This window comes from Leptolyngbya sp. FACHB-60 (assembly GCF_014695775.1).
Lineage (GTDB): Bacteria > Cyanobacteriota > Cyanobacteriia > Phormidesmidales > Phormidesmidaceae > Nodosilinea.
This window is the reverse complement of sequence record NZ_JACJOX010000037.1, coordinates 1-24,165: the sequence shown is the minus strand read 5'-3', so window position 1 is coordinate 24,165 and position 24,165 is coordinate 1. Positions and strand designations below refer to the sequence as shown.

24 protein-coding genes, 1 tRNA gene and 1 pseudogene are annotated in these 24,165 nt (G+C 55.3%); 13 read left to right on the top strand and 13 right to left on the bottom strand.

Translation table 11 applies throughout. From position 1 onward, the window contains the following. Positions 1-22: 22 nt before the first annotated feature. The 4 genes from H6F57_RS14985 to petC all read right to left on the bottom strand — a co-directional run bounded on the left by H6F57_RS14985 (position 23) and on the right by petC (position 5,063). Positions 23-1,213, bottom strand: a complete 1,191-nt coding sequence (locus tag H6F57_RS14985) for a DUF58 domain-containing protein (protein WP_199289445.1) — start codon at positions 1,211-1,213, stop codon at positions 23-25. Positions 1,214-1,447: 234 nt separating this feature from the next. After that, entirely contained in the window at positions 1,448-3,238 is a 1,791-nt protein-coding gene (gene typA, locus H6F57_RS14980) for a translational GTPase TypA (protein ID WP_190624613.1), read from the bottom strand. 240 nt (positions 3,239-3,478) lie between these two features. After that, entirely contained in the window at positions 3,479-4,444 is a 966-nt protein-coding gene (petA, locus tag H6F57_RS14975) for a cytochrome f (RefSeq protein WP_190624614.1), read from the bottom strand. A gap of 76 nt (positions 4,445-4,520) precedes the next feature. After that, on the bottom strand, positions 4,521-5,063 hold the full coding sequence (gene petC, locus H6F57_RS14970) for a cytochrome b6-f complex iron-sulfur subunit (protein ID WP_190624615.1): 543 nt from the start codon (positions 5,061-5,063) through the stop codon (positions 4,521-4,523). 461 nt (positions 5,064-5,524) lie between these two features. Between petC and H6F57_RS14965 the strand changes: the two genes are divergently transcribed. Then, positions 5,525-5,842, top strand: coding sequence for a DUF3067 family protein (locus H6F57_RS14965; protein WP_190624616.1), 318 nt, complete (start codon positions 5,525-5,527; stop codon positions 5,840-5,842). On the opposite strand, the gene H6F57_RS14960 is transcribed toward H6F57_RS14965, so the two are convergent. Next, positions 5,843-6,232, bottom strand: a complete 390-nt coding sequence (locus H6F57_RS14960; RefSeq protein ID WP_190624617.1) for a VOC family protein — start codon at positions 6,230-6,232, stop codon at positions 5,843-5,845. It abuts the gene before it with no gap. Positions 6,233-6,436: 204 nt separating this feature from the next. Here H6F57_RS14960 and H6F57_RS14955 point away from each other — a divergent pair, with 204 nt between their 5' ends. Then, on the top strand, positions 6,437-7,408 hold the full coding sequence (locus tag H6F57_RS14955) for a ribose-phosphate pyrophosphokinase (RefSeq protein ID WP_190624618.1): 972 nt from the start codon (positions 6,437-6,439) through the stop codon (positions 7,406-7,408). A gap of 173 nt (positions 7,409-7,581) precedes the next feature. Here the strand turns inward: H6F57_RS14955 and H6F57_RS14950 are convergent, their stop codons facing one another. Beyond that, positions 7,582-8,034, bottom strand: coding sequence for a DUF3531 family protein (locus tag H6F57_RS14950; protein ID WP_190624619.1), 453 nt, complete (start codon positions 8,032-8,034; stop codon positions 7,582-7,584). A 59-nt stretch (positions 8,035-8,093) separates the two neighbouring features. After that, complete coding sequence (locus H6F57_RS14945) at positions 8,094-9,029, bottom strand: Sll0314/Alr1548 family TPR repeat-containing protein (RefSeq protein WP_199289447.1); 936 nt, start codon at positions 9,027-9,029, stop codon at positions 8,094-8,096. A 299-nt stretch (positions 9,030-9,328) separates the two neighbouring features. On the opposite strand from H6F57_RS14945, the gene H6F57_RS14940 reads away from it, so the two are divergent. Next, positions 9,329-9,985, top strand: coding sequence for an energy-coupling factor ABC transporter ATP-binding protein (locus H6F57_RS14940; RefSeq protein ID WP_190624620.1), 657 nt, complete (start codon positions 9,329-9,331; stop codon positions 9,983-9,985). Between the two features lie 15 nt (positions 9,986-10,000). Beyond that, positions 10,001-10,735, top strand: coding sequence for a 16S rRNA (guanine(527)-N(7))-methyltransferase RsmG (rsmG, locus tag H6F57_RS14935; RefSeq protein WP_190624621.1), 735 nt, complete (start codon positions 10,001-10,003; stop codon positions 10,733-10,735). A gap of 72 nt (positions 10,736-10,807) precedes the next feature. On the opposite strand, the gene hisIE is transcribed toward rsmG, so the two are convergent. Then, complete coding sequence (gene hisIE, locus H6F57_RS14930) at positions 10,808-11,458, bottom strand: bifunctional phosphoribosyl-AMP cyclohydrolase/phosphoribosyl-ATP diphosphatase HisIE (RefSeq protein WP_190624622.1); 651 nt, start codon at positions 11,456-11,458, stop codon at positions 10,808-10,810. Positions 11,459-11,754: 296 nt separating this feature from the next. Between hisIE and H6F57_RS14925 the strand changes: the two genes are divergently transcribed. From H6F57_RS14925 to secG, 4 genes are all read left to right on the top strand, one after another. Continuing rightward, positions 11,755-12,171 carry a hypothetical protein gene (locus H6F57_RS14925; protein WP_190624623.1) on the top strand — a complete coding sequence of 139 codons (417 nt, stop codon included), beginning with the start codon at positions 11,755-11,757 and terminating at the stop codon, positions 12,169-12,171. A 213-nt stretch (positions 12,172-12,384) separates the two neighbouring features. After that, the gene (locus H6F57_RS14920) at positions 12,385-14,094 is read left to right on the top strand and encodes an ATP-binding cassette domain-containing protein (protein WP_190624624.1); all 1,710 of its coding nucleotides are present in this window, start codon (positions 12,385-12,387) and stop codon (positions 14,092-14,094) included. Between the two features lie 285 nt (positions 14,095-14,379). Then, positions 14,380-15,978: a 2,3-bisphosphoglycerate-independent phosphoglycerate mutase gene (gene gpmI, locus H6F57_RS14915; RefSeq protein ID WP_190624625.1), complete on the top strand. Its 1,599-nt coding sequence runs from the start codon at positions 14,380-14,382 to the stop codon at positions 15,976-15,978. A 92-nt stretch (positions 15,979-16,070) separates the two neighbouring features. Continuing rightward, the gene (secG, locus tag H6F57_RS14910; protein WP_190624626.1) at positions 16,071-16,325 is read left to right on the top strand and encodes a preprotein translocase subunit SecG; all 255 of its coding nucleotides are present in this window, start codon (positions 16,071-16,073) and stop codon (positions 16,323-16,325) included. Positions 16,326-16,547: 222 nt separating this feature from the next. On the opposite strand, the gene H6F57_RS14905 is transcribed toward secG, so the two are convergent. Together H6F57_RS14905 and H6F57_RS14900 are read right to left on the bottom strand one after the other, a co-directional pair. Further along, complete coding sequence (locus H6F57_RS14905; RefSeq protein ID WP_190624627.1) at positions 16,548-17,288, bottom strand: hypothetical protein; 741 nt, start codon at positions 17,286-17,288, stop codon at positions 16,548-16,550. Between the two features lie 463 nt (positions 17,289-17,751). After that, positions 17,752-19,245 carry a DEAD/DEAH box helicase family protein gene (locus tag H6F57_RS14900; protein ID WP_190624628.1) on the bottom strand — a complete coding sequence of 498 codons (1,494 nt, stop codon included), beginning with the start codon at positions 19,243-19,245 and terminating at the stop codon, positions 17,752-17,754. Between the two features lie 100 nt (positions 19,246-19,345). On the opposite strand from H6F57_RS14900, the gene H6F57_RS14895 reads away from it, so the two are divergent. Then, complete coding sequence (locus tag H6F57_RS14895; protein ID WP_190624629.1) at positions 19,346-19,915, top strand: Uma2 family endonuclease; 570 nt, start codon at positions 19,346-19,348, stop codon at positions 19,913-19,915. A gap of 36 nt (positions 19,916-19,951) precedes the next feature. Here H6F57_RS14895 and H6F57_RS28390 read toward each other — a convergent pair. The 3 genes and pseudogenes from H6F57_RS28390 to H6F57_RS14880 all read right to left on the bottom strand — a co-directional run. Then, positions 19,952-20,273, bottom strand: a pseudogene (locus H6F57_RS28390) (potassium channel protein); the annotation flags it as partial. A 71-nt stretch (positions 20,274-20,344) separates the two neighbouring features. Continuing rightward, positions 20,345-20,575 carry a hypothetical protein gene (locus H6F57_RS14885; protein ID WP_190624631.1) on the bottom strand — a complete coding sequence of 77 codons (231 nt, stop codon included), beginning with the start codon at positions 20,573-20,575 and terminating at the stop codon, positions 20,345-20,347. Between the two features lie 9 nt (positions 20,576-20,584). Beyond that, the gene (locus tag H6F57_RS14880) at positions 20,585-21,667 is read right to left on the bottom strand and encodes a RuBisCO accumulation factor 1 (protein WP_242024726.1); all 1,083 of its coding nucleotides are present in this window, start codon (positions 21,665-21,667) and stop codon (positions 20,585-20,587) included. 154 nt (positions 21,668-21,821) lie between these two features. On the opposite strand from H6F57_RS14880, the gene H6F57_RS14875 reads away from it, so the two are divergent. The 4 genes from H6F57_RS14875 to H6F57_RS14860 all read left to right on the top strand — a co-directional run bounded on the left by H6F57_RS14875 (position 21,822) and on the right by H6F57_RS14860 (position 24,068). Then, positions 21,822-21,894 (top strand) — tRNA-Ala (locus tag H6F57_RS14875). A 223-nt stretch (positions 21,895-22,117) separates the two neighbouring features. Next, the gene (locus H6F57_RS14870) at positions 22,118-22,363 is read left to right on the top strand and encodes a hypothetical protein (RefSeq protein WP_199289448.1); all 246 of its coding nucleotides are present in this window, start codon (positions 22,118-22,120) and stop codon (positions 22,361-22,363) included. Positions 22,364-22,610: 247 nt separating this feature from the next. Then, complete coding sequence (locus H6F57_RS14865; protein WP_190624632.1) at positions 22,611-22,790, top strand: hypothetical protein; 180 nt, start codon at positions 22,611-22,613, stop codon at positions 22,788-22,790. Between the two features lie 591 nt (positions 22,791-23,381). Beyond that, positions 23,382-24,068, top strand: coding sequence for a restriction endonuclease subunit S (locus tag H6F57_RS14860; protein WP_190624633.1), 687 nt, complete (start codon positions 23,382-23,384; stop codon positions 24,066-24,068). The last annotated feature ends 97 nt before the right edge of the window (positions 24,069-24,165 follow it).

The following is a 24,165-nucleotide window of genomic DNA, read 5'->3' as shown; positions in this document are numbered from 1 at the left end:
TTATATACAATCTAAGCAGGTTCTATCGAGCTAAATTAGCCTGAAGCTGCGGTTCTAAAGGAAGGCTTGAATCCATTTGAAGCGTGATTGGCATGTCTGCTGAGGTAGGAGGGCCCTCGCCGCTGCTCCAAACCAGTTGTCGACTGCCAGCCGCGAGGGCAACGGACTGGGCACCAGCAGCGGTGAGCCAGATCGTCGCTACTTGGGGTAACGAAAGGGTGCGATTCTGGCCTGGATACTCGTTCCAGGTCGGTTCTTGCAAGCTGCGCAAATCGCGGCCTGGGTCAGGGTTTATCTCAGCCAAAGCGTGCATCACTCGGGCTGAGTCCCGCAGAGTGTCTGCTTGGGAAACCCACAGGGCTGCGGCAAAACCCTGCTTCAGGGCGTAGGTGTAGAGTGACGCCGCCGCCACTACCGCCTGCTCAAAGCTCTCCTCACTCCAGCGCGCGGTGGTATTGAGGGCAATTAGAATTTCTCGACTGGTGGTGATGCTCTCTAGCTCGCGCACTCGCAGTTCGCCGTAGCGGGCGCTGGTGCGCCAGTGGATCAGCCGGGTCGGATCACCCCAGCGATAGGGGCGCAGCGATCGCGTCACCCCCTGAGTATCAGCCTTGGCTAAGGGGCTATAGCGCCAGTGCTGACCCTGACGCTGACCGATGGTATCTAGTAGGGGGCAACGCTTTAGGGGCAACACCTGGGGATAGACCACGGCTGTGGCAGGAGCGGGCATTGTGCGCCGGCACCAGAACAAACCCAGGGGGGCCGCGGTGCGCAGATCGATCGTTGACCAGCGATAGACGCCCCGTCGCGTAGTCGGCACAGGATAGCGCCAGGTGTGGCTTTGCCCTGAGGGCAAAGCGCCCACGGCATGTACCGCTATAGCCCCCAGCCGCGAGGGCACGGGGTCGATGATCTGAAACAGCCCTTTACTCTGACGCTGGGCGTTGCGAACCCGCAGCTCGACATCCAATGGTGCCCCGGCAGTAACTGGTGCAACGGGCGATCGCGTTACCACAAGTCCTTGCAGGTTCCGGGGCGGCAGCACCGCCGCAATCAGCAGCAGCGCCAACATCACTCCGCTAATCACGTATAGCCAGCCTGCTAGGGTGTTAGTCGCCGCCGCAAAAAAGAACAGCGCCAGCCCCAACAGTATCCAACCTACATAGGCTGGGTTAACCCAGCGATGCTCTAGCCACTGCGTAAACCGTTTCAAACCTGTTTCCTCTATAGCGCCGCTGGCGACTCTGCTTCAGCGTACCCAGCCACTGCGACGACCCAGCCAGCGTTTTTACAAACTAAAAGCGTCTACATCCTAGCGCTCTGCCAGAGAGGGCCAGCGAGATGTAGACGCTTTGGCGAGGCTAAGCGAGGACCTAGCTCAGCTAGGGTATCCGTTCAGCTCTCTCAACTTTTAAGCAGCTCCATTGCGAGCTGTCGCAACACCGACTTAGCGCTTAGCCAGCTTCTTAGACAGCTTGCGCAGCCGGATAGACTCGGGCGTGATTTCCACCAGCTCGTCTTGGCCAATGTACTCTAGAGCTCGCTCCAGGCTCATGTCTATGGGGGTTTGCAGCTGCACCAGTTCGTCGCCGCCAGCGGCTCGGTGGTTAGTGAGCTGCTTGCTCTTGCAGATGTTGAGGTCGAGATCCTGGTTGCGGTTGTGTTCGCCGACAATCATGCCCTTGTAAACCTTCGTACCAGGGGTAATGAAAAATATCCCTCGGTCTTCAGCATTCTTAAGGGCATAGAAGGTAGCCACCCCTTCTTCAAAGGCGATCAGCACCCCATTGCGGCGCGCCTCAATCTCACCACAGAGGGGGCGATAGTCTGAGAAGCTGTGGTTCATAATGCCTGCACCGCGAGTCAGACGCATGAACTCACCGCGGAAGCCAATTAGGCCCCGCGCTGGAATCACAAACTCCATCGTGGCGCGACCATCGCCCATGACCCGCATATCTTGCAGCTCACCCCGGCGCTGGCCAATCCGCTCCATGCAGCCGCCCACACCCTCTTCGGGCACGTCGAGCATCAGTAATTCGTAGGGTTCACAGGGCTGGCCGTTGACTTCACGGTAAATCACCTGAGGCTGGGTGACCTGAAACTCATACCCCTCACGGCGCATAGTCTCAATCAAAATGCCCAGGTGTAACTCACCTCGGCCCGCCACTGAAAAGCGATCGGGAGAGTCGGTCGGCTCGACCCGCAGCGCCACGTTAGTCTCAAGCTCACGCATGAGGCGATCGCGCAGCTGCCGTGAGGTGACAAAGGTCCCCTCTTGCCCCGCAAAGGGGGAGTCGTTGACCACAAAGGTCATCTGTAGGGTCGGCTCGTCGACCTTGATTAGCGGCAGTGCCTGGGGGTTGGTGGGGCAAGTGATGGTCTCACCAATGTTGGCATCGGCAAAGCCCGCCACCGCCACAATGTGACCCGCCGAGGCGGTTTCAATCTCAATACGCCGTAGGCCATCAAAGCCCAGCAGCTTAGAGATTTTAGACTTTACTAAGCTGCCGTCTTCTCTCACCAAAGCAGCCTGCTGCCCGGCGTTGATTACCCCATTGTGAATTTTGCCAATTACAATACGGCCTAGGTACTCAGAGTAATCGAGGGTTGTCACCTGAATTTGCAGAGGCTTTTCAGGATCGCCAATCGGAGGCGGCACATGGTCGAGAATAGCCTCAAACATCGGCTTCATGTCTGTGCCTTCGTCTTCGATCTTGGTCTTGGCGTAGCCCGATATCCCTGAGGCAAACAGGTAGGGAAATTCGCACTGATCGTCGTCGGCCCCCAGCTCTAGAAATAAATCCAGCACCTTATCAACCGAACCATGGGGATCGGCCTGGGGACGGTCGATCTTATTAACTACAACAATGGGGCGCAGCCCTTTCTCCAGTGCTTTCTTGAGCACAAACCGAGTTTGGGGCATGGGGCCTTCGTTGGCATCTACAATCAGAATGCAGCCGTCAACCATGCCCAGCACCCGCTCCACCTCGCCACCAAAGTCGGCGTGGCCAGGGGTGTCGATGATGTTGATCAACGTCTCACCGTAGTGAACGGCGGTATTCTTAGACAGAATGGTGATGCCCCGCTCACGCTCTAGGTCGTTGGAGTCCATCACGCAGTCAATTACGGCTTCCCCTTCGCGAAAAATGCCGGACTGCCTTAGCAGGGCATCTACCAGAGTGGTTTTGCCGTGGTCAACGTGGGCAATAATTGCAACGTTGCGAATGGGAAGCGTCATAACTGTGTAAAACCTTGGCGATAATAAGCGGGCGACGAAACTACCCCGGAGCGCCAAACGTGAGGAAGCTCAAGACGAGTTTCGAATATGCAAAAATACTTAACAATTGTAGCTTATTCAACAGACTCCTGACGACAGCTATCCGCCTAAATTCAGGCCGTAAAAAAGGGACGCCACTGACGTCCCTTTTTCCTATCGTCGAGAAACTCGATGACGTTTAGCAACCAGGCTGTAAGTGGTCTACATGGTCATGCCAGCAGCCTGAACTTTCTCAACCTGCTTCTTCTTCAGTACCAGCATGATCTGGGTCAGCATCACCGCAGCCACAAAGGCCACTAGACCTTTGATGCGGTTGGGGCTTTGCAGCACAATTTCGGCATCCATCTGGCCAAAGCCGCCCACGTTGGGGTTGGTGGTCAGGGGTTTGCCGGCTTCCACTGCGTCACCCTCAGCCACAAGCAGCTCAGGGCCAGCGGGAATGGTCTCGGTCACGGTGTTGCCTGCGTCTGCCTGGATGGTGACCTGGTAGCCACCGGCAGCCTGGGGCTCAACGTCTGTGACGGTGCCGGTCACAGTGGCGTTGTAAACGGTATTATTGCTGGCCTGGCCGGTGGGGTAGACCTGGCCACGACCGCGGTTGCCGCCAACATGAATTTGATACTTGCCAAAGGCAACCGACTTGTCTTGACCGGGGTCGGGGGCCAGCACGGGGAACACAATTTCCTGGTACTGCTCGCCAGGCAGCGGGCCGACCAGAACAATGTTTTCCTGGGTGTCGCTGTAGGGCAGGAAGTAGGTGTTGCCAACTTCTTCCTTGAGCTCCTCAGAGATGCGATCGGCGGGAGCGATCTTGAAGCCCTCGGGGAGAACCACCACAGCACCGACGTTGAGGCCGCCCCGGCTACCGTCGCCCAACACCTGCTGGGTGCTGAGGTCGTAGGGAATTTCCACCTTGAGCTTAAATACAGAATCGGGTAGAACGGCCTGGGGCACTTCTACTTTGGTGGGCTTGGCCGCTAGGTGACAGTTGGCGCACACAATCCGGCCGGTGGCCTCACGCGGGACGGCGTAATTTTCTTGGGCCCAGAAGGGATACGCCTCGGCGGCCTGAGGAACCGCCAGCCAGCCCGCAAACACCGTCAGCACGGCGGCGCAGGTAATAGCGAGGGGGCGCAGGCCGTTGATTAACGAAGTGAGTCTATTCATGCGTTCAAAAGTTATGTCAACTGGGGTGATGTCAACGGGTGTATGGCGCTGCAGTTGGCCAAAGCACGGGCTCAGTCTAGGCCCACCAGGGCGAGTCGCCAGTGCGGAAGTCGGTTTCAGTCCAATTGCTGAGGGTAACTTTGTCGTCATCAGTGACGTCGGCGTGGGCCAAGGCCAAAGACAGCGGTGCTGGGCCTCGTACGACCTTGCCTGTGGCATCGTACTGAGATCCGTGGCACGGACACATGAACTTGTTTTCGCTGGCGTTCCAGGGTACTACACAGCCCAGGTGGGTGCAGATAGAGCTGATTCCGTAGCTCTCTAGGGAACCACTTTCCTGAATTACCAGGTAGGTGGGGTCGCCTTTGAGGCCTTGCACCAGAACGCGATCGCCGGGGTTGTGAGTCGACACAAACTGGCTGGCAATCACATCATTGCCCAGCTCGTTTTTGGCGGTTACCCCACCACCGCCGCCACCACTAGAGGGAGGAATGAAATATTTAATAACGGGATAGAGCATGCCCCCAACGGCCCCAGAGGCGGCCCCCAGCAGCAGCAGGTTCATAAATTGGCGGCGCCCCAAATCAGGGACATCGGAGGTTCCAGAAACTTGAGTCATAATCCAGACTGGTATACCTGTTTCAAATGAATAACAGCTATTAACGGCGGTAGCTGAGCAGGGATCAGCAAGCGGATGCATGATCCGTTACGCTAGCCCGGCAAACCCTTTACGGGGCACCAATGTGGAGCAGTCCCGATGTCGCTGACCACGCCTTTAGCTTTACCAATCGTATTATTGCACCTTGCTGTTCTCAGAAAATCCCTGCTGAAAGTAAAAGCAAAGGGGCGATCGCCCGGTCCTGCTCCCTAAACCGCAGAGAAAGAAGGTATAAACTAGAAAAAGCGATACGAAAACACTTTAGGTGGTTAAAAGAGCCTCAAAATCCAAGAGCGCTCGTTTATTCCTGCTATTATGCCCATTTTTGGCTGCTGAAGCCTCGACATAGGGGAGGTTGACCGATAGGGCGTATCGTAAAGAAATGTATATGTGGCAACGGTAGCTAAAGCAGAGGTGGGGGCGTGACGGGGGCAGATTTACAAGCGTTATTGATAGACAAGTGGGGCTACTCCTTTGATATTCAGTTTCGGCGCACCCAGGGCAAGATTTTTCTCCAGGTGATGTGGCGATACCTCGAACAGGTATCGTTTCCCCTTAGCGAAGAGGAGTATCTGGCCCACCTCAATCAGGTCATCCTCTATCTACACGAGTGGGGACAGGTGGAGTATGTGCAGCAGCAGATTGCCGAAACGCGCGATCGCCCTCGTCTCGGCAAAGCCGTCAGCATTCTCCTCCCCCTGGGGGAACGCGCCTCAGAGTGGCTGACCGACGAGTTTTAGTTAGCGCTCATACAGCTCGATGGGTAGTTGGTCAGGGTCTTGAAAAAAGACAAAGCGTTTGCCCGTTAATTCATCTAGCCGGATTTCTTCTGTTGTCACCTGACAAGCGTGAAGGTACTCAATAGCCGCCTCTAAATCCTCAACGACTAGGGCTAGATGCCTCAGACCTCGGGCCTCTGGCTGTGACGGACGAGGCGGCGGGTGGGGAAAGGAAAACAGCTCAATCTGAATTCCATCGGCTAGGCGCAGGTCAAGCTTGTAGGACTGGCGCTCGGCTCGATAGGTTTCTCGTACCACAGCGCAGCCTAGCACCTGGGTATAAAACTGCTTAGACTGGGCGTAGTCGCTACAGATGATCGCAATGTGGTGAATCCCCTGACAAAATGCCATCACTCATTAAGATATTTGAGTGCCATGCGCTTCAGGATAGCGGTTTGCCCTGCGAGGGAACGCTGGCCTTAGGGCATGCTCAAGCGGCATGGCACAACAGCATTTTCAGGATAATTGCTCAGAAGCTTCTGAGACTGGAATGCTACGATTTCCTAGGTGAACATGCTCAGAGGGCCTGATGTGATCCGTTCCGCCACTTTGCCGATGCAAACTCCGTCGCTGCCGCACTTTGGAGATAACAACCGACTCAAACTTTTTTCCGGTTCGGCCAACGTCGACTTGGCGCGCGAAGTGGCCCGCTACCTAGGGCTAGACCTTGGACCTATGGTGCGTAAGCGCTTTGCCGATGGCGAAGTCTATATTCAGATTCAAGAGTCGATTCGCGGCTGTGATGTGTATCTGATTCAGCCCACCTGCTCTCCGGTGAATGATCACCTGATGGAGCTGCTAATTATGATCGACGCCTGTAGACGGGCTTCGGCGCGGCAGATCACGGCAGTGATTCCTTACTATGGCTATGCGCGGGCCGATCGCAAGACAGCCGGGCGTGAGTCAATTACTGCCAAACTTGTGGCCAACCTGATGACCAAGGCCGGGGCTAGCCGAATCTTGGCGATCGATCTACACTCCGCTCAAATTCAGGGCTACTTCGATATTCCCTGCGATCATGTCTACGGCACCCCGGTGCTAATCGACTACATCTCCAGCAAGAAACTAGAAGATTTGGTGGTGGTCTCCCCTGACGTGGGTGGAGTAGCCCGCGCCCGCGCCTTTGCCAAAAAGCTCAACGACGCACCTCTAGCGATTATCGACAAACGTCGTCAGGCCCACAACGTGGCAGAAGTGATGAACGTGGTGGGCGACGTGCGGGGCAAAACGGCCGTGCTGGTTGACGACATGATCGACACCGCTGGCACCATCTGTGAGGGGGCCCGCCTGCTCAAACGGGAAGGGGCTCGCCAGGTATATGCCTGCGCCACCCATGCGGTGTTTTCTCCCCCGGCGGTGGAGCGTCTATCGGCGGGGCTGTTTGAAGAAGTGATTGTCACCAATACGATCCCGATGACGGCCGCGCGGCAGTTTCCGCAGCTGACGGTGCTGTCGATGGCAAATCTGCTGGGCGAAGCTATCTGGCGCATTCACGAAGAAAGCTCCGTTAGCAGCATGTTTCGCTAGGGGCTAAACTGGGCGATTCTGGAACGAATACTCGTTCCGAGTCGGTTCCCGTTTCTAGAATGCCGTAGGCTATACGCTGCGAGAATCGCAGCCATCGTGCTGCAAAAAAGGGGATGCCATCAGGTATCCCCTTTTTACTGGTTATTGGGTACTGCCAAGGTCAGAGCGATGGGCTAGGCGTCGTCGTCAACAAACTCAGGCTGCCCACTGCCCGGAATCGGCCAGTCAGAGTTTTCACCGCCGATGTAGCAGGTCTCAATCACCACATACTCACGGCTAAACTGCTGTAGGGTGTTGATCAAAACATCGACTGCCAAGGCATCGCTGGTGCCCAGATCGAGCCAGCAGCGGGCCCAAAGCCCTTGATACTCGACTTCTCCCATGTTGTGCATCACCGAGAGCATGCTGTTGCTTAGCTGCTCTTCGTTGTAGGGGAGGTAGCTGATATCAAGGCCCGTATCTTGCACCTGAAGGTTTTCGGCGTTAAACCCCCCCAGCTTGCCCAAAAAGAACCACGACGAAAAGACTTCGTCGATGTACTGCTGCTCCATGGTGGAGGGCACGGTTTCAAATTTGAGCCAGATCCAAAGGTTAAAGAAGTCGCACTCGCGAAATTCAACCTGCATAGTAAAGCCCCATACTGCATTACTCAGCATAGGGCTTAAGTTACCCGAAGTCGTGGGGGCTAGAGCTCGGGATTGCGCGATCGCTCGACGCAGACCTCTCCAGGGATTCCCTCAGCCTGGCAGGCCTCAAGGGCAATTTGCTGCACAGTCGAGGCTGGCAGCTGATCCGCGTAGGTCAACGCCGACTTATATAGGGGCAGGCTGGCGTCATACTTCTGCTGCAAAAACAGGATTTGAGCCTTGAGATAGATCAAATCAGGATTGTTGGGGGCGGCGGTTAGCGCCTTATCGACTTCGGCCAGTGCTTCGTCATAGCGCCCTAGGTCACGCATGCCAATGGCAACACCCCGGTGGGAGAGATAAGCAGGGCTGCCGTTTTGCAATCGGGCGATCGCCTGATCAGGGTTAGCAAAGGGCAGGTTGACCGCTAACAGCAAATCCATAAAGCCTTTGAGCAGGCTGAGTTCTGGGTCGTTGGCGTCAATGCGTTCGGCGGCCGCTAGCTCGCTAAAGACGCGCTGCAGCAGGCGCAGGGCCGAGGGCGTGCCGCGAGCGATCCCCTGAGTTTGGAGAACATGGGCACCTTCCATAAAAATGCCTACAGAGGTGTAGAGGTGGCCACGCAGGGGGTCTGTTTCTTTGAGGACGGTGGCAGTTTGCTGAGTGAGGCGGGCCTGTTCGGCCAGCTTGTCTAAATCTTGGTTGAGGTAGCCAAGCGCCGCCGCGATGGCGTAGTTCATCGGCTCATCGGGCTCAGCCGCGATCGCCTGCCCAACCAAAGACTGGGCTGCGGTGTAGTTGCCTTCATAGAAGAGCGCGTTAAAAACGGCCTCAGTCTTGTCGCCAATTTCGTGGGGATCGTTGGGGCGAAACGGATCCCCAGCATGGGCTGACAGGGGAGCAAGCGCTAAAAAGGCTGTGGTGAGAGCACCAGCAGACAGTGCTTTTAGGCGCGAACTCAATCGAGGTGGAGCCAGGCGAACGTGAAAAACCATGAATAAATTACCCCTTACGACCTGAACATCAAAACGGAACAGTATGACTCGGAGGGAGAGATGCCTGCTCAATCAAACATCGTGATACCTGCTGGCCCAATTGTGGCGAATTGCTTGGGGGTTGGCAGCGGTAATGTTACAGAAGCTACACTGGCCCAGCTCTCGTCAAACTGGCCTCGGCCTCTACCAATGGCAACCCAGTAAGGCACACTGGAGAAGGTATTGGCTATCAGCCATGGTAGCCGTACCGGGTTTCGCAGCATCTGGTTAACTTGTCTGCTGTTTTCTGTGCGGGTGGAATGCTCTATCTTCGCCAACTGACCTATCACCCCCCGGCCAGCCCCAGGGCCATTTTGCAGGATATTTCCCTGGAGCTAGCGCCCCAGCAGCTAGGGTTGATCTACGGACCGAGCGGGTCGGGCAAGAGCACGCTGCTAGAGCTGATGGCGGGCTTTGCCCAGCCTACTCAGGGCACGATTCAGTGGCGGCAGCAAGACCTTGACCCGGAGGCACTGCGGCAGCTGGCCGGGCTGGTGTTTCAGTTTCCTGAACGCCACTTTTGCGGGCACAGCCTGCTGGAAGAACTGCGCTTGGGTCATCCAGAAATGGCCCGTAACCAGATTGAGCAAGCGTTGCAGGCGGTGGGGTTAGAGCAGCTTCCTCTCAAGGCAGCGCCCCATGCCCTCAGCGGCGGGCAGCAGCGCCGCCTGGCTCTAGCCGTACAGCTGATTCGCAAGCCCTATCTGCTGCTGCTTGATGAGCCCACCGCCGGCCTAGACTGGTCGATGCGTCAGCAAATTATTGCGCTGCTCAAGCAGCTCAAACAGAACTGGACGCTGCTGGTGGTGTCTCACGATGCTGATGAGCTGGCCGATCTCGCCGATCGCTGCTGGCATCTCGACCATGGCCGTCTGGCTCCGGTGCCGACGACAACCCTTTCGACCACCGCCGGATAGGTAATTTAGGAATTTATGGACGTGTTACCTTCCTACAGCGATCGCTGGCAGAGCACGCTGCACTGGCAGCCCAGCGATCGCCAGCAGCAGAATTTCCAGCTGCTCTACGACGCCATTCTGACGGCCAACCAGCAGGTCAACTTGACCCGCATCACCACCCCTGAGGATTTTTGGGAAAAGCACCTGTGGGATTCGCTTCAGGGTGTAGCCCCGTGGCTAAGCGAGGGATCCAGTGCCAGCGCGCTGAAGGTGGTTGACGTTGGCACCGGTGGCGGCTTCCCTGGCCTGCCAGTGGCGCTGGTATTTCCTCACTGGGCGATCGCCCTGCTCGATGCCACCCGCAAAAAGCTCGCCGCCCTAGAAACCGTCTGTGAGGGGCTGGGGATCGCCAACGTTAGCTTTTTGCCCCAGCGAGCCGAACAGGTGGCCCACCAGCCCACTCACCGCGAAGCCTATAACCTCGCTCTGCTGCGGGCCGTTGGCCCCGTCAACACCTGTGCCGAGTATGCCCTGCCTTTGTTAACTCTGGGAGGCCAAGCCATCCTCTACCGAGGCCAGTGGTCGGCAGAAGAAGAGGCTGGCTTGACAGCCATCCTGCCGCGTCTGGGTGGCAAGATGGTGGAGGTGCGATCGCAGACCACACCTATCACCCAGGGCGTTCGCCACAACGTCATTCTCACCAAGACAGAGCGCACGCCAGACAAGTTTCCGCGCCTGCCGGGGATCCCGTCGAAGACGCCACTGGTTTAGGGAAGCTTTGAATTTTGAGTTTTGAATTAAAGCTGTACGTCAGGAACTAAGAACTCAAAACCTTCCCCTTCTTCACCGCCTCCGCTCCTGAAGCTTGCGGTACACGTCCTTAATATCAACCCCATGGTGGGCCAGGGCAACTAGGGTGTGATACATCAGATCGGCGGCTTCTCCGGCGATCGCATCGGCGTCATCATCCTTACAGGCCATCACCACCTCAGCGGCTTCTTCGCCAATCTTTTTGAGAATTTTGTTGTCGCCTCCGGCCAGCAGCTTGCAGGTGTAGGAATCGGGGTTAGGGTGGTCGCGGCGATCGCAGATCACCCCAAACACTTGAGACAGCGTATCGGCGGGAGGGGCAACTTTGTGGTCATCTACCTGGTGAAAGCAGCTGCGCTCGCCCGTGTGGCAGGCAATATTGCCTAGCTGTTCCACGGTGATCAGCAGGGCATCACTGTCGCAGTCGTAGCGGATAGCCTTGACCCGCTGCACATGGCCCGAGGTCGCGCCCTTGTGCCAAAATTCTTGGCGCGATCGGCTCCAGAACCAGGTTTCGCCGCTATCTAGAGTGCGCTGGAGCGATTCGGCATTCATCCAGGCCATCATTAGCACAGTGCCGTCGAGGTGGTCTTGCACAATGGCAGGCACTAACCCCTGGTCATTGTAGCGAATGCGATCGACGGGCACAGCGGCGGCAAAGGGCGAAGACGGAGAAGTGACCATAGCAAGTGGGTAAAACATCCTTACCCACTCTAGTATTTCTTCGCCTTGGCCCTGCTTCCATGCTCTAGAAATTGCTAGGCGCTGCGGCTTACCTCAGGAACCGCTCTCATAAACGCCCAACCTGATGCAAAACGCGGATTAGACCAATTTGCTACCAGTTTTTCCGCCAACAAAAGTTAACATAGTAATAACAAACCTTCAGCTAAGTCCAGTCTGGCCATTTGCCCTGCTCAGGGGCGCTTTGCCCGCGGGCTTGGCTCACTCGACCCTACTATTTACAGACGCAGGAGAGCTTCATGACTGGATTTATTCGCGGGCTGTTTGGCGGCAAAGCTAAGAACCCTGGAGAAGCAGACCGCCCCGTGCGACAGCCCGCTCCTCAACAGCCCACCATCAAGCAGGTGGGGGGGGCTTATTTCTTGAGCGATGACGACGCCAAGAGCTATGGCAACATCGAGTACATGCGCTCGTCTAAAACCGTGCGGCGCACCTTCGCCAAAAAGCGGGGTGAAACTGTAGAAATAGAAAGCGTTCGGCAAATTTCCGCTCTAGAGGCCAAACGACTGCAAGAACAGGGCGCGTCTGTGCAAAAGATTGCCTCGTCTGAAGTTTCTGTTCAACCCGCTGTTAAGAAGGATGCTAGCGCCGAGCGCCGCAAGGTCGATACCAACCTCGACATGTTCCGCAAAATGGCCAAGGACATGAAGAAGTAGTCAGTAGTTACTTTGGGGGCTAAAGCCCTACCGATGAAGCAACGAGGACGCAGCTAGGCTGCGTCCTTTTTTTATCTTTTTCCACAAGCACAGCAACGGACTGATTTTTCTCTGAAAGATGAATTAGCCAGATAGCGCAAGAGTCGACAACCTGGGCCCATTTTTCGTTACCTTTGGTAAAGATTCGTTTACTCCCTGCCTTTGGAGCCGCCCATGCTGCGTTTAGAGCACATCAGCAAGATTTACCCCACTGGGGAGGTTCTCAAGGACGTGAACTGGGAGGTGAAGCCGGGCGATCGCATCGGTCTCGTCGGCGTCAACGGTGCCGGCAAATCGACCCAGCTCAAAATCATTACCGGTAAGATCGAGCCCACTACGGGTACCATCATTCGTCCCGCTGACCTCAAAATCGCCTACCTCTCCCAGGAGTTTGAGGTTGACCCCAGTCACACAGTGCGCGACGAATTTTGGACAGTATTTAAAGAGGCCAACGACGTACAGTCAAAACTGCACCACATCCCGACGCTGATGGAGACCGCCGATCCTGACGAGCTCGATCGCTTAATCCATGAACTCGACAAGCAGCAGCGGCGATTCGATGCCTTGGGCGGCTATGGGCTAGAGTCGAAAATTGAGAAAATTTTGCCCGAGATGGGCTTTGAGGCCAGCGACGGCGATCGCTACGTCAGTGAGTTTAGCGGCGGCTGGCAGATGCGCATGGGCTTGGGCAAAATCTTGCTGCAGGCTCCCGACGTGCTGCTGCTCGACGAGCCTACCAACCACCTTGACCTCGACACCATTGAGTGGCTCGAGGGCTACCTCAAAAAGCTCACCACTCCCATGGTGATTGTCTCCCACGACCGCGAGTTTCTCGATCGCCTCTGCACTCAGATCGTTGAGACCGAGCGCGGTGTTTCCACCACCTATCTGGGCAATTACACCGCCTACCTCACTCAGAAAGAAGAAAGCCTAGCCGCCCAGCTCAGTACCTTTGAGCGCCAGCAAAAAGAAATTGCCAAGCAGCAGGCCTTTGTCGATCGCTTTCGGGCTAGCGCCACCCGCAGCACCCAGGCCAAAAGCCGCGAGAAACAGCTGGATAAAGTCGAGCGCATTGAGGCCCCCACTGGCAGCGTGCGCACCCTGCACTTCCGCTTTCCCCCCGCGCCTCGCAGCGGCCGCGAGGTGGTCACCATCAGCGATCTCACCCACAGCTACGACGAGAAGATCCTGTTTTTAGGGACAAATTTATTGATTGAGCGGGGCGATCGCATCGCTTTCCTCGGCCACAACGGCTCAGGCAAATCGACCCTGCTACGGATGATCGCCGGGCTTGAAACCCCCACGGACGGTCAGGTCGAAGTGGGTAACCACAACGTGATCCCCAGCTATTTTGAGCAAAACCAGGCCGAAGCTCTCGATCTCGAAAAAACCGTCATCGCCACCATCCACGACGAAGTGCCCGACTGGACCAACGAAGAAGTGCGCACTCTTCTGGGGCGCTTTCTGTTCACGGGCGACATGGCCTTTAAGCAGGTCAAGGCCCTCAGCGGCGGCGAAAAAGCTCGCTTGGCCCTGGCCAAAATGCTGCTGCGCCCTGCCAACCTGATGATGCTCGACGAGCCCACCAACCACCTGGATATTCCCGCCAAAGAGATGTTGGAAGAGGCCCTCCAGCACTACGACGGCACGGTGCTGTTGGTCTCCCACGATCGCTACTTTATCTCCCGAGTGGCCACCAAAATTGTAGAAATTCGCGATGGCGAGCTGCGGTTATACCGGGGAGATTATCACTACTATCTCGATAAAGTGGCTGAAGAGGCCGAAGCCAAAAAGCGGGCTGCCCTTGAGGCTGAGAAGAAGGCCAAGGCCGATGCCAAGCGTCAGCAACAGCAGACCAAGCGCAAAGCAGGCGCTACAAAATGACGCAGATGTAGAGTAATATGCAATTTATAAAAAAGTTCTTAAATTGCACTTTGGCCTGGCCGTATGCCTATAGAACGTGACTAGGCTGGGTCTAGAGTACAGTTGCTAGCTTTCTGTGTTGTGAGCATGTTCTTGCAGCACTGAGCGAACGCATCTGCCCAGCGCGATCGCCTGTAAGTGAGTCTTTAGAGAGCTATTCCAGCACCGTCCCAGCTCAGATTGGGGCCAAATTTCTGGATAGTATGATTGCTGAGACGTTAGTCCAACTCCCAAGGATTCTTACCTATGAGTCAAGCGTCAATCCCGCCGATGGTTTTAATCATTCTCGACGGCTGGGGATATCGGGAAAACACCGACGGTAACGCTATCGCTGCCGCAAAGACTCCGGTTATGGACAGCCTGTGGGCGGCTTATCCCCACACCCTGATTCGTACCTCAGGCAAGGATGTAGGGCTGCCTGACGGTCAGATGGGCAACTCCGAAGTTGGTCACCTCAACATTGGTGCAGGGCGCATTGTGCCTCAAGAATTGGTGCGTATCTCTGACGCCGTAGAAGACGGCACTCTGCAAGAAAATGAGGCCCTGCTAGAGGTGTGTCAGGCGGTGCGCTACCGCAACAGCAAGCTGCACCTAGTGGGGCTGTGTTCTGAGGGGGGGGTACATTCTCACCTCTCGCACCTGTTTGGTCTGCTGGAAATGGCCAAGGCCCAAGACATTCACGAAGTTTGCGTTCATGTCATCACTGACGGCCGTGATACCAAGCCTACCGAAGCCCAGGTGGCAGTACAAAAAATTCAAGACTACGTTGATCAGCTAGGTCTAGGTCGCCTGGTCACCCTTAGCGGTCGTTACTACGCCATGGACCGCGACAACCGCTGGGATCGCGTCGAGAAGGCCTACCGGGTGATGACCGATCCCGGTGAGGGCAGCGGCAAAACCGCCATGGAAGCTCTACTGGAATCCTACGACCAGGAGATCAACGACGAATTTGTCGAGCCAGTGCGGCTGGCTCCGGGGGCGATCGCCCCAGAGGACGGCGTGATCTTCTTTAACTTCCGCCCCGATCGTGCTCGCCAACTGACCCAGGCTCTAGTTGACCCCAACTTTAAAGGCTTTGAGCGGGAGCTAATCGCTCCGCCTAACTTCGTCACTATGACCCAGTACGACCCAGAGATGCCGGTAAAGGTGGCCTTTCAGCCTCAAAACCTGAGCAACATTTTGGGCGAAGTAGTGGCCAACAACGGGCTCAAGCAGTTTCGCACTTCCGAAACCGAAAAGTACGCCCATGTCACCTACTTCTTTAACGGCGGTCTGGAAGAACCCCTAAAGGGCGAAGACCGGGAGCTGGTATCTAGCCCCATGGTAGCGACCTACGATAAGGCTCCAGCCATGTCGGCGGAGGCGGTAACCAACACCGCCCTAGCTGCTATTAAAAAGGGGATTTATTCTCTAGTGGTGATCAACTACGCCAACCCCGACATGGTGGGTCACACCGGCAAAATGGACTCCACGATCACGGCTCTCCAGGCCGTTGACTACGAGCTGGGCCGCCTAATTGGCGGCATTGGCAAGGCTGGCGGCACCGCCATTATCATTGCTGATCACGGCAACGCCGAGCTGATGTGGGACGAAAACCACAAGCCCTGGACTGCCCACACCACCAACCCGGTGCCGTTTATTTTGGTTGAAGGCGAGAAGCTCAAGGTGCCTGCCTACGGTGGTGATGTTAACCTGCGTGAGGATGGGCGGCTGTCTGACATTGCCCCCACCATTCTGCAAATTTTGGGTCTGCCCCAGCCCCAGGAAATGACCGGGCGATCAATGTTTCTGCCCGCCGATATGGAAATTCGCAACAACCGCACCCCGGTCAAGCTCTCCCTCTAGTGCTGGCCTAAGGGGAATTTAGAAGGGCTGGGAGGCTTGGGGTATAGTAAAAAGAGTGGGCGTTATTTTGAGCAGGTTAGTCTAGGAACGCGATGATAGTCACCACAATTTTGAAAGTTATCTGGATGGTTGCTGCCGTGGGCCTCACGGGCATGGTGCTGCTGCACAGCCCCAAGGGCGATGGTTTGGGTGGCCTAGGCGGTCAGGCCCAGCTATTTACCAGCACCAAAAGCGCTGAAACTACCCTCAACCGCGTCACTTGGACATTAACCGTGCTATTTATGGGCCTGACGGTAGTGCTGAGTGCGGGCTGGCTCAATGTGGCCGCCGCTCCTCCCGCCCTCTAGAACTTTTGAATTTTTGGCTCTAGGAACGATCCTCATTCCATGCTCGACTTAATAGTCTTGATTCAAAAACGAGCCACTTTGTAGGAGCAAACGTCGTTTTCCCCAATCCAACCGAGAGGCTCAGGGAACTAACGGATTCGGCTAGAGCCCGTAAAGAATAGGAGAAAGCCCCCGATTCAATTGAGTTGGGGGCTTTCTCCTATATACATGTATCGGTGGGGATCACCAATCGCCAGACATTACCGCCAGAGCCTGACCTGTGGTGGAGACAATGCTCAGAGGCAAAGTCTGGCCGCTCTCGCGGCGGGGAAACTGCACCAGTTGTAGACCAGTGCCAATGGGCTCAACGGTGACCAAGTACTGATTGTCTTGCCATTCTAGGTCGACTAGGCGGTGATGCAACAGCCACATTTCTGCTAGCTCACCCTGGTTAATCTGCTCGGGCTGATCGCCGCTGTAGCAGTCCCACATGTCATCCATCGCCGTCCACACTCCAGAGAGGTAAAGGGGATCGGTGCGGGCGCTGAGTCCGTAGGTGGTAAACACAAAGATCTCGTGACTCCACCAGGCTTTGGCCAGCTCGACCATGGGATCGGTATCGAGTATTTCACCGTAGTAAGGTATGGCTTCTAGCTGCTTGGATTGAGCGATCGCCGAAGGGCGCTCCCACTGCGGTAGGTTGGCGCAAATTGTGGCGGCGATCGCATCTAAAGGCTGGCCTTGCTCACTAGCAGAGGCAGCTCCAGTCTCTGCGATCCCCGCTTCTACTGCTAGGGGCGTCTCTACTTGAGCCAGGTAGTTGTCGAGAGCTGGCACCGCAGAACTGGTGCCCATCAGTCCGGTTTGCAAGGGGCCAAAGGAGTTAAAAGCCTGGGCCTGGGTCGGCTGGGCAGAGACGGTCAACAGCCCCGCTGAACCAATACCAAGAGTAAGGAGCAAAGCCGTAGCAAACAGGTGACTCATCGAAGGATAGGTGGGGATTAAGAAAGCAGGAATGCTTGGCGCTGGGGCAAGCGCCAAAGCGATGAAACAGGTGCAGCTACGCTGCTAAGAGTTTGAGAAACCAAGCGAGCTGGTTCCCAAGTTAATGGGAGTTAAGGCTCAAATCTGGCAGTAAGAGGCGGGTTGCTGGCCTGCTCTATCACTACAGCGGGCCAAACAACTCGACCACCAGGCTTACCTAGCTCGTTACTTAACTCTCGTTAACTAGGGCAAAACCCGACACGTAGGGCTGTGGGGGGAAGCCCAAGGTCAACAAACGCGGTATTAAGCCGTGGGCAAAGCTCCGATGTGAGGTTGGGGCGCGATCGCCGATAACCCTCTTCCAGCAAGACTTTAGCTTACTACTAAGATAGCGTTTGAGGAGCTTTCTGAGCACACCTGTGTCCACTATCTTTGGGATTATTTTTGTGGCATAGAGCAGGGTTTAAGCTGGCTCGGGGGGAGGTAGGGGTGGTGCTTCTGCTGCTCGCGGCACGGCCGGTAGGGGATCAGCGCTATAGACCGGCTTCACCGGCACTAGCTCTAGCTGGCGAGGACCAGCTGGCGACGCTTGTACCCCCTGACGGCGACGGCTAGAAATGGCTTCTTCGGTGGTTTCTTCGGCCACAACTTCGTATAGCATCGCCTGCTTGTTGCCGCTGCCCTTGCGTAAAATGCGCCCCAGCCGCTGCACATACTCGCGGGTGGAGCCGCTGCCCGACAGCAAGATAGCCACCCGCGCCTCGGGCACATCTACCCCTTCGTTGAGTACGTGGCTGACTACCAGGGTAGGGTACTGGCCATTGCGGAAATCTTGGAGGATGGCGTGGCGCTCTTTGACTGGAGTTTGGTGGGTAATAGCGGGGATCAAAAAGGTCTCGGAGATGTGGTAAACAGTGGCATTGTCGTTTGTAAATATGATCGTGCGATCGGGGTGATGCTGAGCTAGCAGGTCGGCGAGCACTCGCAGCTTGCCTTCGGTGCCCAGGGCGATCGCCCTCGCCTCTCGGTGGGCCAGCATCGCCCGCCGCCCGCTTGGGGATTGGGCACTGGCTCGGACAAATCGCTGCCACCCCTGGGCTGAACTGAGCCAGATGTTGGCTTCCTGCAAAAAGCAGTTGCGCTGGGCGATTAGCTGGTCGTAGCGCGATCGCTCCTGGTTCGAAAGCTTCACTCTAATCGGCACAATCTGAAACGGGGCTAGGGCATCCCCCGACAGATCCGCTGCTGACTTGGCATAAACCACTGGCCCCAGCAGATGATTGAGATCGTCGTGGCGACCATCGGCGCGATCGGGGGTGGCGGTGAGCCCCAGCCGGTAGGGCGCGATGGAATATTCAGCAATCACCCGGTTAAAGTCGCTGGGTAGGTGATGGCACTCGTCGCAGATCAGCAGGGCATATTGGTTGCCTAGGCTCTCGGCGTGAATGGCGGCGCTGTCGTAGGTGGCTACTAAGATCGGTGTGCGATCCTTTGATCCCCCGCCTAAAAGCCCCACCTCCACATCGGGAAAGGCCGCTTCTAAATGGGCATACCATTGGTGCATGAGATCGAGCGTCGGCACGGTAATTAGCGTGGGTCGAGGCGTGGCCTGCATGGCCATCTGGGCTAGGAAGGTTTTGCCGCTGGCGGTAGGCAGCACCACCACACCACGCCAGCGCTGGTCGATCCAGGCCTGGAGGGCTTCGGTTTGATGAGGATAGGGTTTCAAGCTTAGTTGGGGATCAAGCTCTAGCGGCTTAAAGGTGTGGGCCTGATCGTTGAAGGGCACTTGCTCGGCTCGCAGGGTTTCGACCAGAGCGCGGTACTGCTGAGCAGGGATGCGGAATTTCTCAATGCGATCGTCCCAGTGGGCGAAGTCTACCCAGCTTTTGCCTCGCGGTGGTGGATGCAGGATCAGGGTGCCGCGATCGTAGGTAAGGGTGGGTGTGCGCCCCATGGTGGTCGATAGTTAATGGGAATATTGTAGCGGGCGGCTAAACGTGAGGATTTCAGAAAGCTACAATTCAGGCAGTTGACGGTTAGCGAGGGCCATCGTCATGACTGTTGCCTTACCTCAACGGTTGACCCTAGAGCAGTTTTTAACGCTGCCTTATATTGAAGAGTCGCCAGCGTGGGAATTTGTGCAGGGAGAGGTTACCCAGAAACCGATGCCCGGTGGAAAACACAGTCGAATTCAATCGCGGTTGGTTAGCGTCATCAATAACGCTGTTGATTCGCCCTATGAAGCCCTTACCGAACTACGCTGTACTGTTGGTGGGCGCTCCATCGTGCCAGACATTGCTGTGCTAAAACACAGCCAGCTCCCTGCTGACGAGAATGGTGAAATTGTCAGCACTGGCGTTAGCATTGCCCCAAATTGGATTATTGAGATTCTTTCCCCCCAGCAGAGCCAGATGAAGGTGACGCGCAAGATTTTGCACAGCCTACGCCACGGGGGGCAACTGGGCTGGCTGATCGATCCTGAAGAACGGGTGGTGCTGGTCTACCACCCCGATCGCTTACCCGAGGAATGGGCTGAAGATGCTGGGCTACCAGTCTTACCAGGACTGTCGTTATCGCTGACCCCGGAGCAACTCTTTAGCTGGCTCCGGATCAACCGTTGCTGAGACCTTAGAAATTAGGCGATCGCTTCTCCCTCGGTTTCACCCTCTCATCTCCTCTGTGACTGCGGTCGGGGTGTATTGCAGGCAGTCCATCGGTTGGCGGGCATGGTCAGGTAGAGCACGTCGCCGTCGGTCAGGGTCACGTTGAGCAGGTTGTAGCCGTGGAGCGTACGATGGGCTACTCGATGTATAGGAGCACCAGCTGCGCCGTCTGAGCTATGGTCTGGATAGGCTGGTTGTAGAAGGGATGGTGATAGGTGATCAGCGTTGCGATCGCTACCCCTAGCAGATCCCCAGATATGCCGTTGCCGAGAATTCTTCCTCCAAGGGCCGCCGCAGTAAAGGTGGGCGCGGCTAGATCCGGAAAGTCACTGTGCGTTGACATCCCTTTGCCTCTTCATCCCCTCATCTTCCCCATCTCCCCTACCTTCCTCAGCTTCTCTCGCCGTCCGCTTCACCCGGCGCGTCCCCAATCTCCTCACTCTTGCCCCGCACTGGCGGCAGCTTGTCTACCAGGCCCATCTCAAAGGCGGTGTCGGGCAGATCGCCCGCGATATATTTGCCCGGTTCAAACACGCGACCGGGGGTAAAGCACATCTGCCGCAGCTCCACGATCTCGGTATTCAAGAACATGGTGCGAGATAAACGTCGTTCGAGGCCCATAGCTGTCTCCTATTCGTCTAGCTGCCAGAGTTCGCGGTTGTAGTTTTCATCCAAAATGCGCTTGGGCCGCAGAATGAGAATCATTTTGCCCAAGATGGGGGTTTCAAGCGGGCTGGGTGACCAAGACAGGGTCAGCTGATCGTCCTCGGCGGTGAGAACGTAGCCGTCGTCGTCCCAGGTGCGATCGCTGCGATCGACCACCACCAGCACCGTGTCATCGGCTCCATCGGCGGGATAGTTGGGCAACTGCCGGGCCTGAATGAGAATGCCCACCGGGTCTTCGGCCCGAAAGATCACCTGCCAGCCGGGTACCGCAATCCAAGCACTGGCTCCGTTGGCACTGACCATGCTGAAGGGTTCTTCCGATACCACCACGGGCACGGCTTTGAGGTCATCCACCGTCAGCGGCATCTGCCCCACCACGGGGATCATGCGCGGCAGCTCGCTTTCGGTTTCGAGTCGGTAGAGGGGCAGCCGAGGGGCGGGGCGGTCTTTGACGACAGTAAAGTCAGTCAGCAACTTTTCGATGTGCTGGCGAGCGGTGGGGCTTTGGGCAAAGCGCAGCCCCTGGGCAATCAGGCGCGATCGGTCTTGCAGATCGTCTTTTTGACGGGCCAGTTTCCAAAAGTGGTAGGCGATCGCATCTCCCGGCCCATCGTCAAAGCCCTGGGGTTTGTCTTTACGATAGGCATATTCTTTGATCGGCTTCACCAGATCGCGCACTTCTTCAGAGTCGAGGCCGTGCTGGAAAATAAAGTCGGCGGTGGCAGCGCGATCGCCTTGGGAGAGCACCCGCAGCTCATAGAGTGCATCACTGCCCCGCTCGGTAAAGTGGGCCACAGTCGCCTCGGTCACCCCCGCCTTGAGAATGGATTGGTAGACCTGCTCCGCCACCATAATCTGGTTTTGGTGGATGGGCTCAAAGCCGGTTTCTTCAAAAATTTGCTGGGGGGTGAACCGCGCCTTTTGCAACGCCTGGCAGCCCTGGGCCCAGTGCACCCAGGTGCCCGTTTTACGCCGCAGCTGCAGCAAAACATCCTGCACCGCATCGGCATCGGGGGGAGACGAAGAACCAGGATAAACCATTGCCATTGCCACGTGAATACTACAGTCTTCCTGACTCTATCGCGGATGGCAGCCCTTCACCGCTACCGTCGAATAAAACTCAGCGAAAATTTGGGGTTGACGACGGTACCCCCCTTAGGTCACTATTGTTGATGCGCTCAGCGAAAAAGTTGACGCATGAGGGGCTATAGCTCAGTTGGTAGAGCACTTGCATGGCATGCAAGGGGTCAGCGGTTCGAATCCGCTTAGCTCCATATTATTCTCTTAAGTAGGTCAAGCCTGGCGCATGTGCGTTTACCCATAAGCGTACCTGTTTGGTAAGGATATGCTTCCAAAGCTGCATGGTACGCTTATGCTTCCCATGTTTTGGTAAGGATATGGTTCCAATGCCGTGGGGAGAATTGCCAAAAATAATTCGTTAGTACTACATATACCAAGCTGTACTATGCTCACACTGATAGTTAAGGGTTAAACCCCATGAGCGTTCCAGTGGCAGAATTAACGACTGAGAAGGTCAACGCAGCCACTGCTATCATCTTTGAGATTCTAGGAGAGCCTGAGACCGACCTCCACCGTCAAGCACTCCAATCGTTTCAGCAAGGCGATTACCAGACGGTAAAGCGCCTGTTCCTAGAAGAACCTAAGCGACTACTACTGCAAAGCTCTGGGCTACCTTGGCGGGGCGCTAAAACTTACCCCCAATACAGACACTATTTTGGCTGAGTCTGCGAGAGCTGCGGCTGACCATGCTCGCCAAAAGACACTAGAGCATTTGGGTGCTCAGATTTCACAAGCCTTAAACTAGAGGCTTGTAGGGCTTAGGCGACTTGGATTAGACAGCGCCACCTGACGGACTCACATTTTATGTATGCAAAGGCTGCACACTAAACCACTAACTCAAGGCTTAATCAGCACCCGGGAGCTGAAAGCTGAGGTATTCGAGCTTTGGAACTGGATGCATGAGTCGAACTTGGCGCAGGTTCAGGTTGAGAACTTTAAGCCCGAGGTTCGCCGCCTGTTTGGCGACCTACGACTAAAGCACACTTGGGAAAAGGCCTATAGCCACTTCTTTGTGGGCTGGCTCATCGCCTGTATCTTTGATGGCGACACCTACTTCAAGGTCTTAGACCCCAGTAAGTGGACTGACTAGGAGAGGGCATTACGGTTCTTGACCTATGAGGCCCTATCCGCCCACCCTGGCACCAAGTCGTTAACCTCAAACTCCTACTCATACCTGGTTTCCATCTGAAGAGAACACCTAGCCAATGGGTTTTTTGGATTGGCTAGAGAGGCGATCAAGCGTCAGCCGCAGTACTCAATCAGTAGGACCATAGGAACATTGAAGGCTGAACCCCAACCCGATAAAGCCGCCCAGTCTGTACAAAGGGAGTCGGTCTGTTGCAACAATGCCTGAGTCGCCTTTTCCTGTTATCGGCGGATAACCATACTTCTTCGGCACGGAATTTAGAGAAGGTGTTTTCTGTTTCAAGAGCAATGAAAATCATCGGCTAAGCCATAAAAAGAATACCAAATTTTACAGGAGCCAAAACTTGATATTACTGGAATATGGGATAAACTAATTCATGACTATTTCAACACAGATATAGACATCATTTGAATGGCGATTTTGAAAGATGCAGCACGATAAAAAGTAATGATCATTAAGTTTTTCAGATTTTTCTGAGACTTGAAGAGATGATTTTGATTTCAATGTTGTTGAAAATACAAACCGTAAATGGCTATGAATGAGGCAAATCATCTTAAAAAAGATCCTGATAATGATTTTGCCAATTCATGGGTATCTGCCAAGTTTGGAGACATCTTTAGATTTGAATATGGGAAAGCATTAACAAAGACTTACAGAAATGAATCAGGTCAATATCCAGTTTTGGGCTCAAGTGGCATAATTGGCCACCACGATGAATATTTAGTTGAGGGGCCTGCTTTAATCGTCGGCCGTAAGGGTTCTGTTGGTGAAGTCTATGCCTCTGAAAAGAATTTTTGGGCAATTGACACTACATATTTTGTGCGAGTTCCTAGCGAAATAAACTTTAAGTTTGCATATCATCTGCTTATTTCCTTAAATTTGTCAAAATTAGATAAATCTACAGCCATTCCTGGTCTTAATAGAGATGATGTTTATAAGCTGAATATTCAGATACCGTCACTTAATGAACAAAGAAAAATTGTAGATAAAATCGAGGAACTATTCTCTGAAATCGACAAAGGTGTCGAATATTTGCAAGTAGCTAAAGAGCAGCTCAAGGTGTATCGTCAGTCAGTTTTAAAATCTGCTTTTGAAGGCAAGCTAACTGAAAAATGGCGGGAGACTTACACTGATCAATTAGAAACAGCTGATAGATTTCTGGAGCGTATTCGGCAGGAACGTAATGATCGCTATCAACAGCAGCTGGCACTGGTTCGTTAAGAGGAGATGTATCGAAACCCTCTCATGCAGAGGATTTCCTGGGTTGATAAGGGGCGAGAGCAGAGACCTATCGCCATTGCCGGAGTCGTCCGTTTCC

Bases quoted from the DNA above. Each gene is read 5' to 3' on its own strand.
- petC (WP_190624615.1), bottom strand. From the start codon at position 5,063: ATGACTCAAGTTTCTGGAACCTCCGATGTCCCTGATTTGGGGCGCCGC.
- petA (WP_190624614.1), bottom strand. From the start codon at position 4,444: ATGAATAGACTCACTTCGTTAATCAACGGCCTGCGCCCCCTCGCTATT.
- rsmG (WP_190624621.1), top strand. From the start codon at position 10,001: ATGGACGTGTTACCTTCCTACAGCGATCGCTGGCAGAGCACGCTGCAC.
- H6F57_RS14925 (WP_190624623.1), top strand. From the start codon at position 11,755: ATGACTGGATTTATTCGCGGGCTGTTTGGCGGCAAAGCTAAGAACCCT.
- H6F57_RS14870 (WP_199289448.1), top strand. From the start codon at position 22,118: ATGAGCGTTCCAGTGGCAGAATTAACGACTGAGAAGGTCAACGCAGCC.
- secG (WP_190624626.1), top strand. From the start codon at position 16,071: ATGATAGTCACCACAATTTTGAAAGTTATCTGGATGGTTGCTGCCGTG.
- H6F57_RS14950 (WP_190624619.1), bottom strand. From the start codon at position 8,034: ATGCAGGTTGAATTTCGCGAGTGCGACTTCTTTAACCTTTGGATCTGG.
- H6F57_RS14955 (WP_190624618.1), top strand. From the start codon at position 6,437: ATGCAAACTCCGTCGCTGCCGCACTTTGGAGATAACAACCGACTCAAA.
- gpmI (WP_190624625.1), top strand. From the start codon at position 14,380: ATGAGTCAAGCGTCAATCCCGCCGATGGTTTTAATCATTCTCGACGGC.
- H6F57_RS14905 (WP_190624627.1), bottom strand. From the start codon at position 17,288: ATGAGTCACCTGTTTGCTACGGCTTTGCTCCTTACTCTTGGTATTGGT.
- typA (WP_190624613.1), bottom strand. From the start codon at position 3,238: ATGACGCTTCCCATTCGCAACGTTGCAATTATTGCCCACGTTGACCAC.
- H6F57_RS14895 (WP_190624629.1), top strand. From the start codon at position 19,346: ATGACTGTTGCCTTACCTCAACGGTTGACCCTAGAGCAGTTTTTAACG.
- hisIE (WP_190624622.1), bottom strand. From the start codon at position 11,458: ATGGTCACTTCTCCGTCTTCGCCCTTTGCCGCCGCTGTGCCCGTCGAT.
- H6F57_RS14880 (WP_242024726.1), bottom strand. From the start codon at position 21,667: ATGGCAATGGTTTATCCTGGTTCTTCGTCTCCCCCCGATGCCGATGCG.
- H6F57_RS14920 (WP_190624624.1), top strand. From the start codon at position 12,385: ATGCTGCGTTTAGAGCACATCAGCAAGATTTACCCCACTGGGGAGGTT.
- H6F57_RS14940 (WP_190624620.1), top strand. From the start codon at position 9,329: ATGCTCTATCTTCGCCAACTGACCTATCACCCCCCGGCCAGCCCCAGG.
- H6F57_RS14885 (WP_190624631.1), bottom strand. From the start codon at position 20,575: ATGGGCCTCGAACGACGTTTATCTCGCACCATGTTCTTGAATACCGAG.
- H6F57_RS14945 (WP_199289447.1), bottom strand. From the start codon at position 9,029: ATGGTTTTTCACGTTCGCCTGGCTCCACCTCGATTGAGTTCGCGCCTA.
- H6F57_RS14960 (WP_190624617.1), bottom strand. From the start codon at position 6,232: ATGGCATTTTGTCAGGGGATTCACCACATTGCGATCATCTGTAGCGAC.
- H6F57_RS14860 (WP_190624633.1), top strand. From the start codon at position 23,382: ATGAATGAGGCAAATCATCTTAAAAAAGATCCTGATAATGATTTTGCC.
- H6F57_RS14900 (WP_190624628.1), bottom strand. From the start codon at position 19,245: ATGGGGCGCACACCCACCCTTACCTACGATCGCGGCACCCTGATCCTG.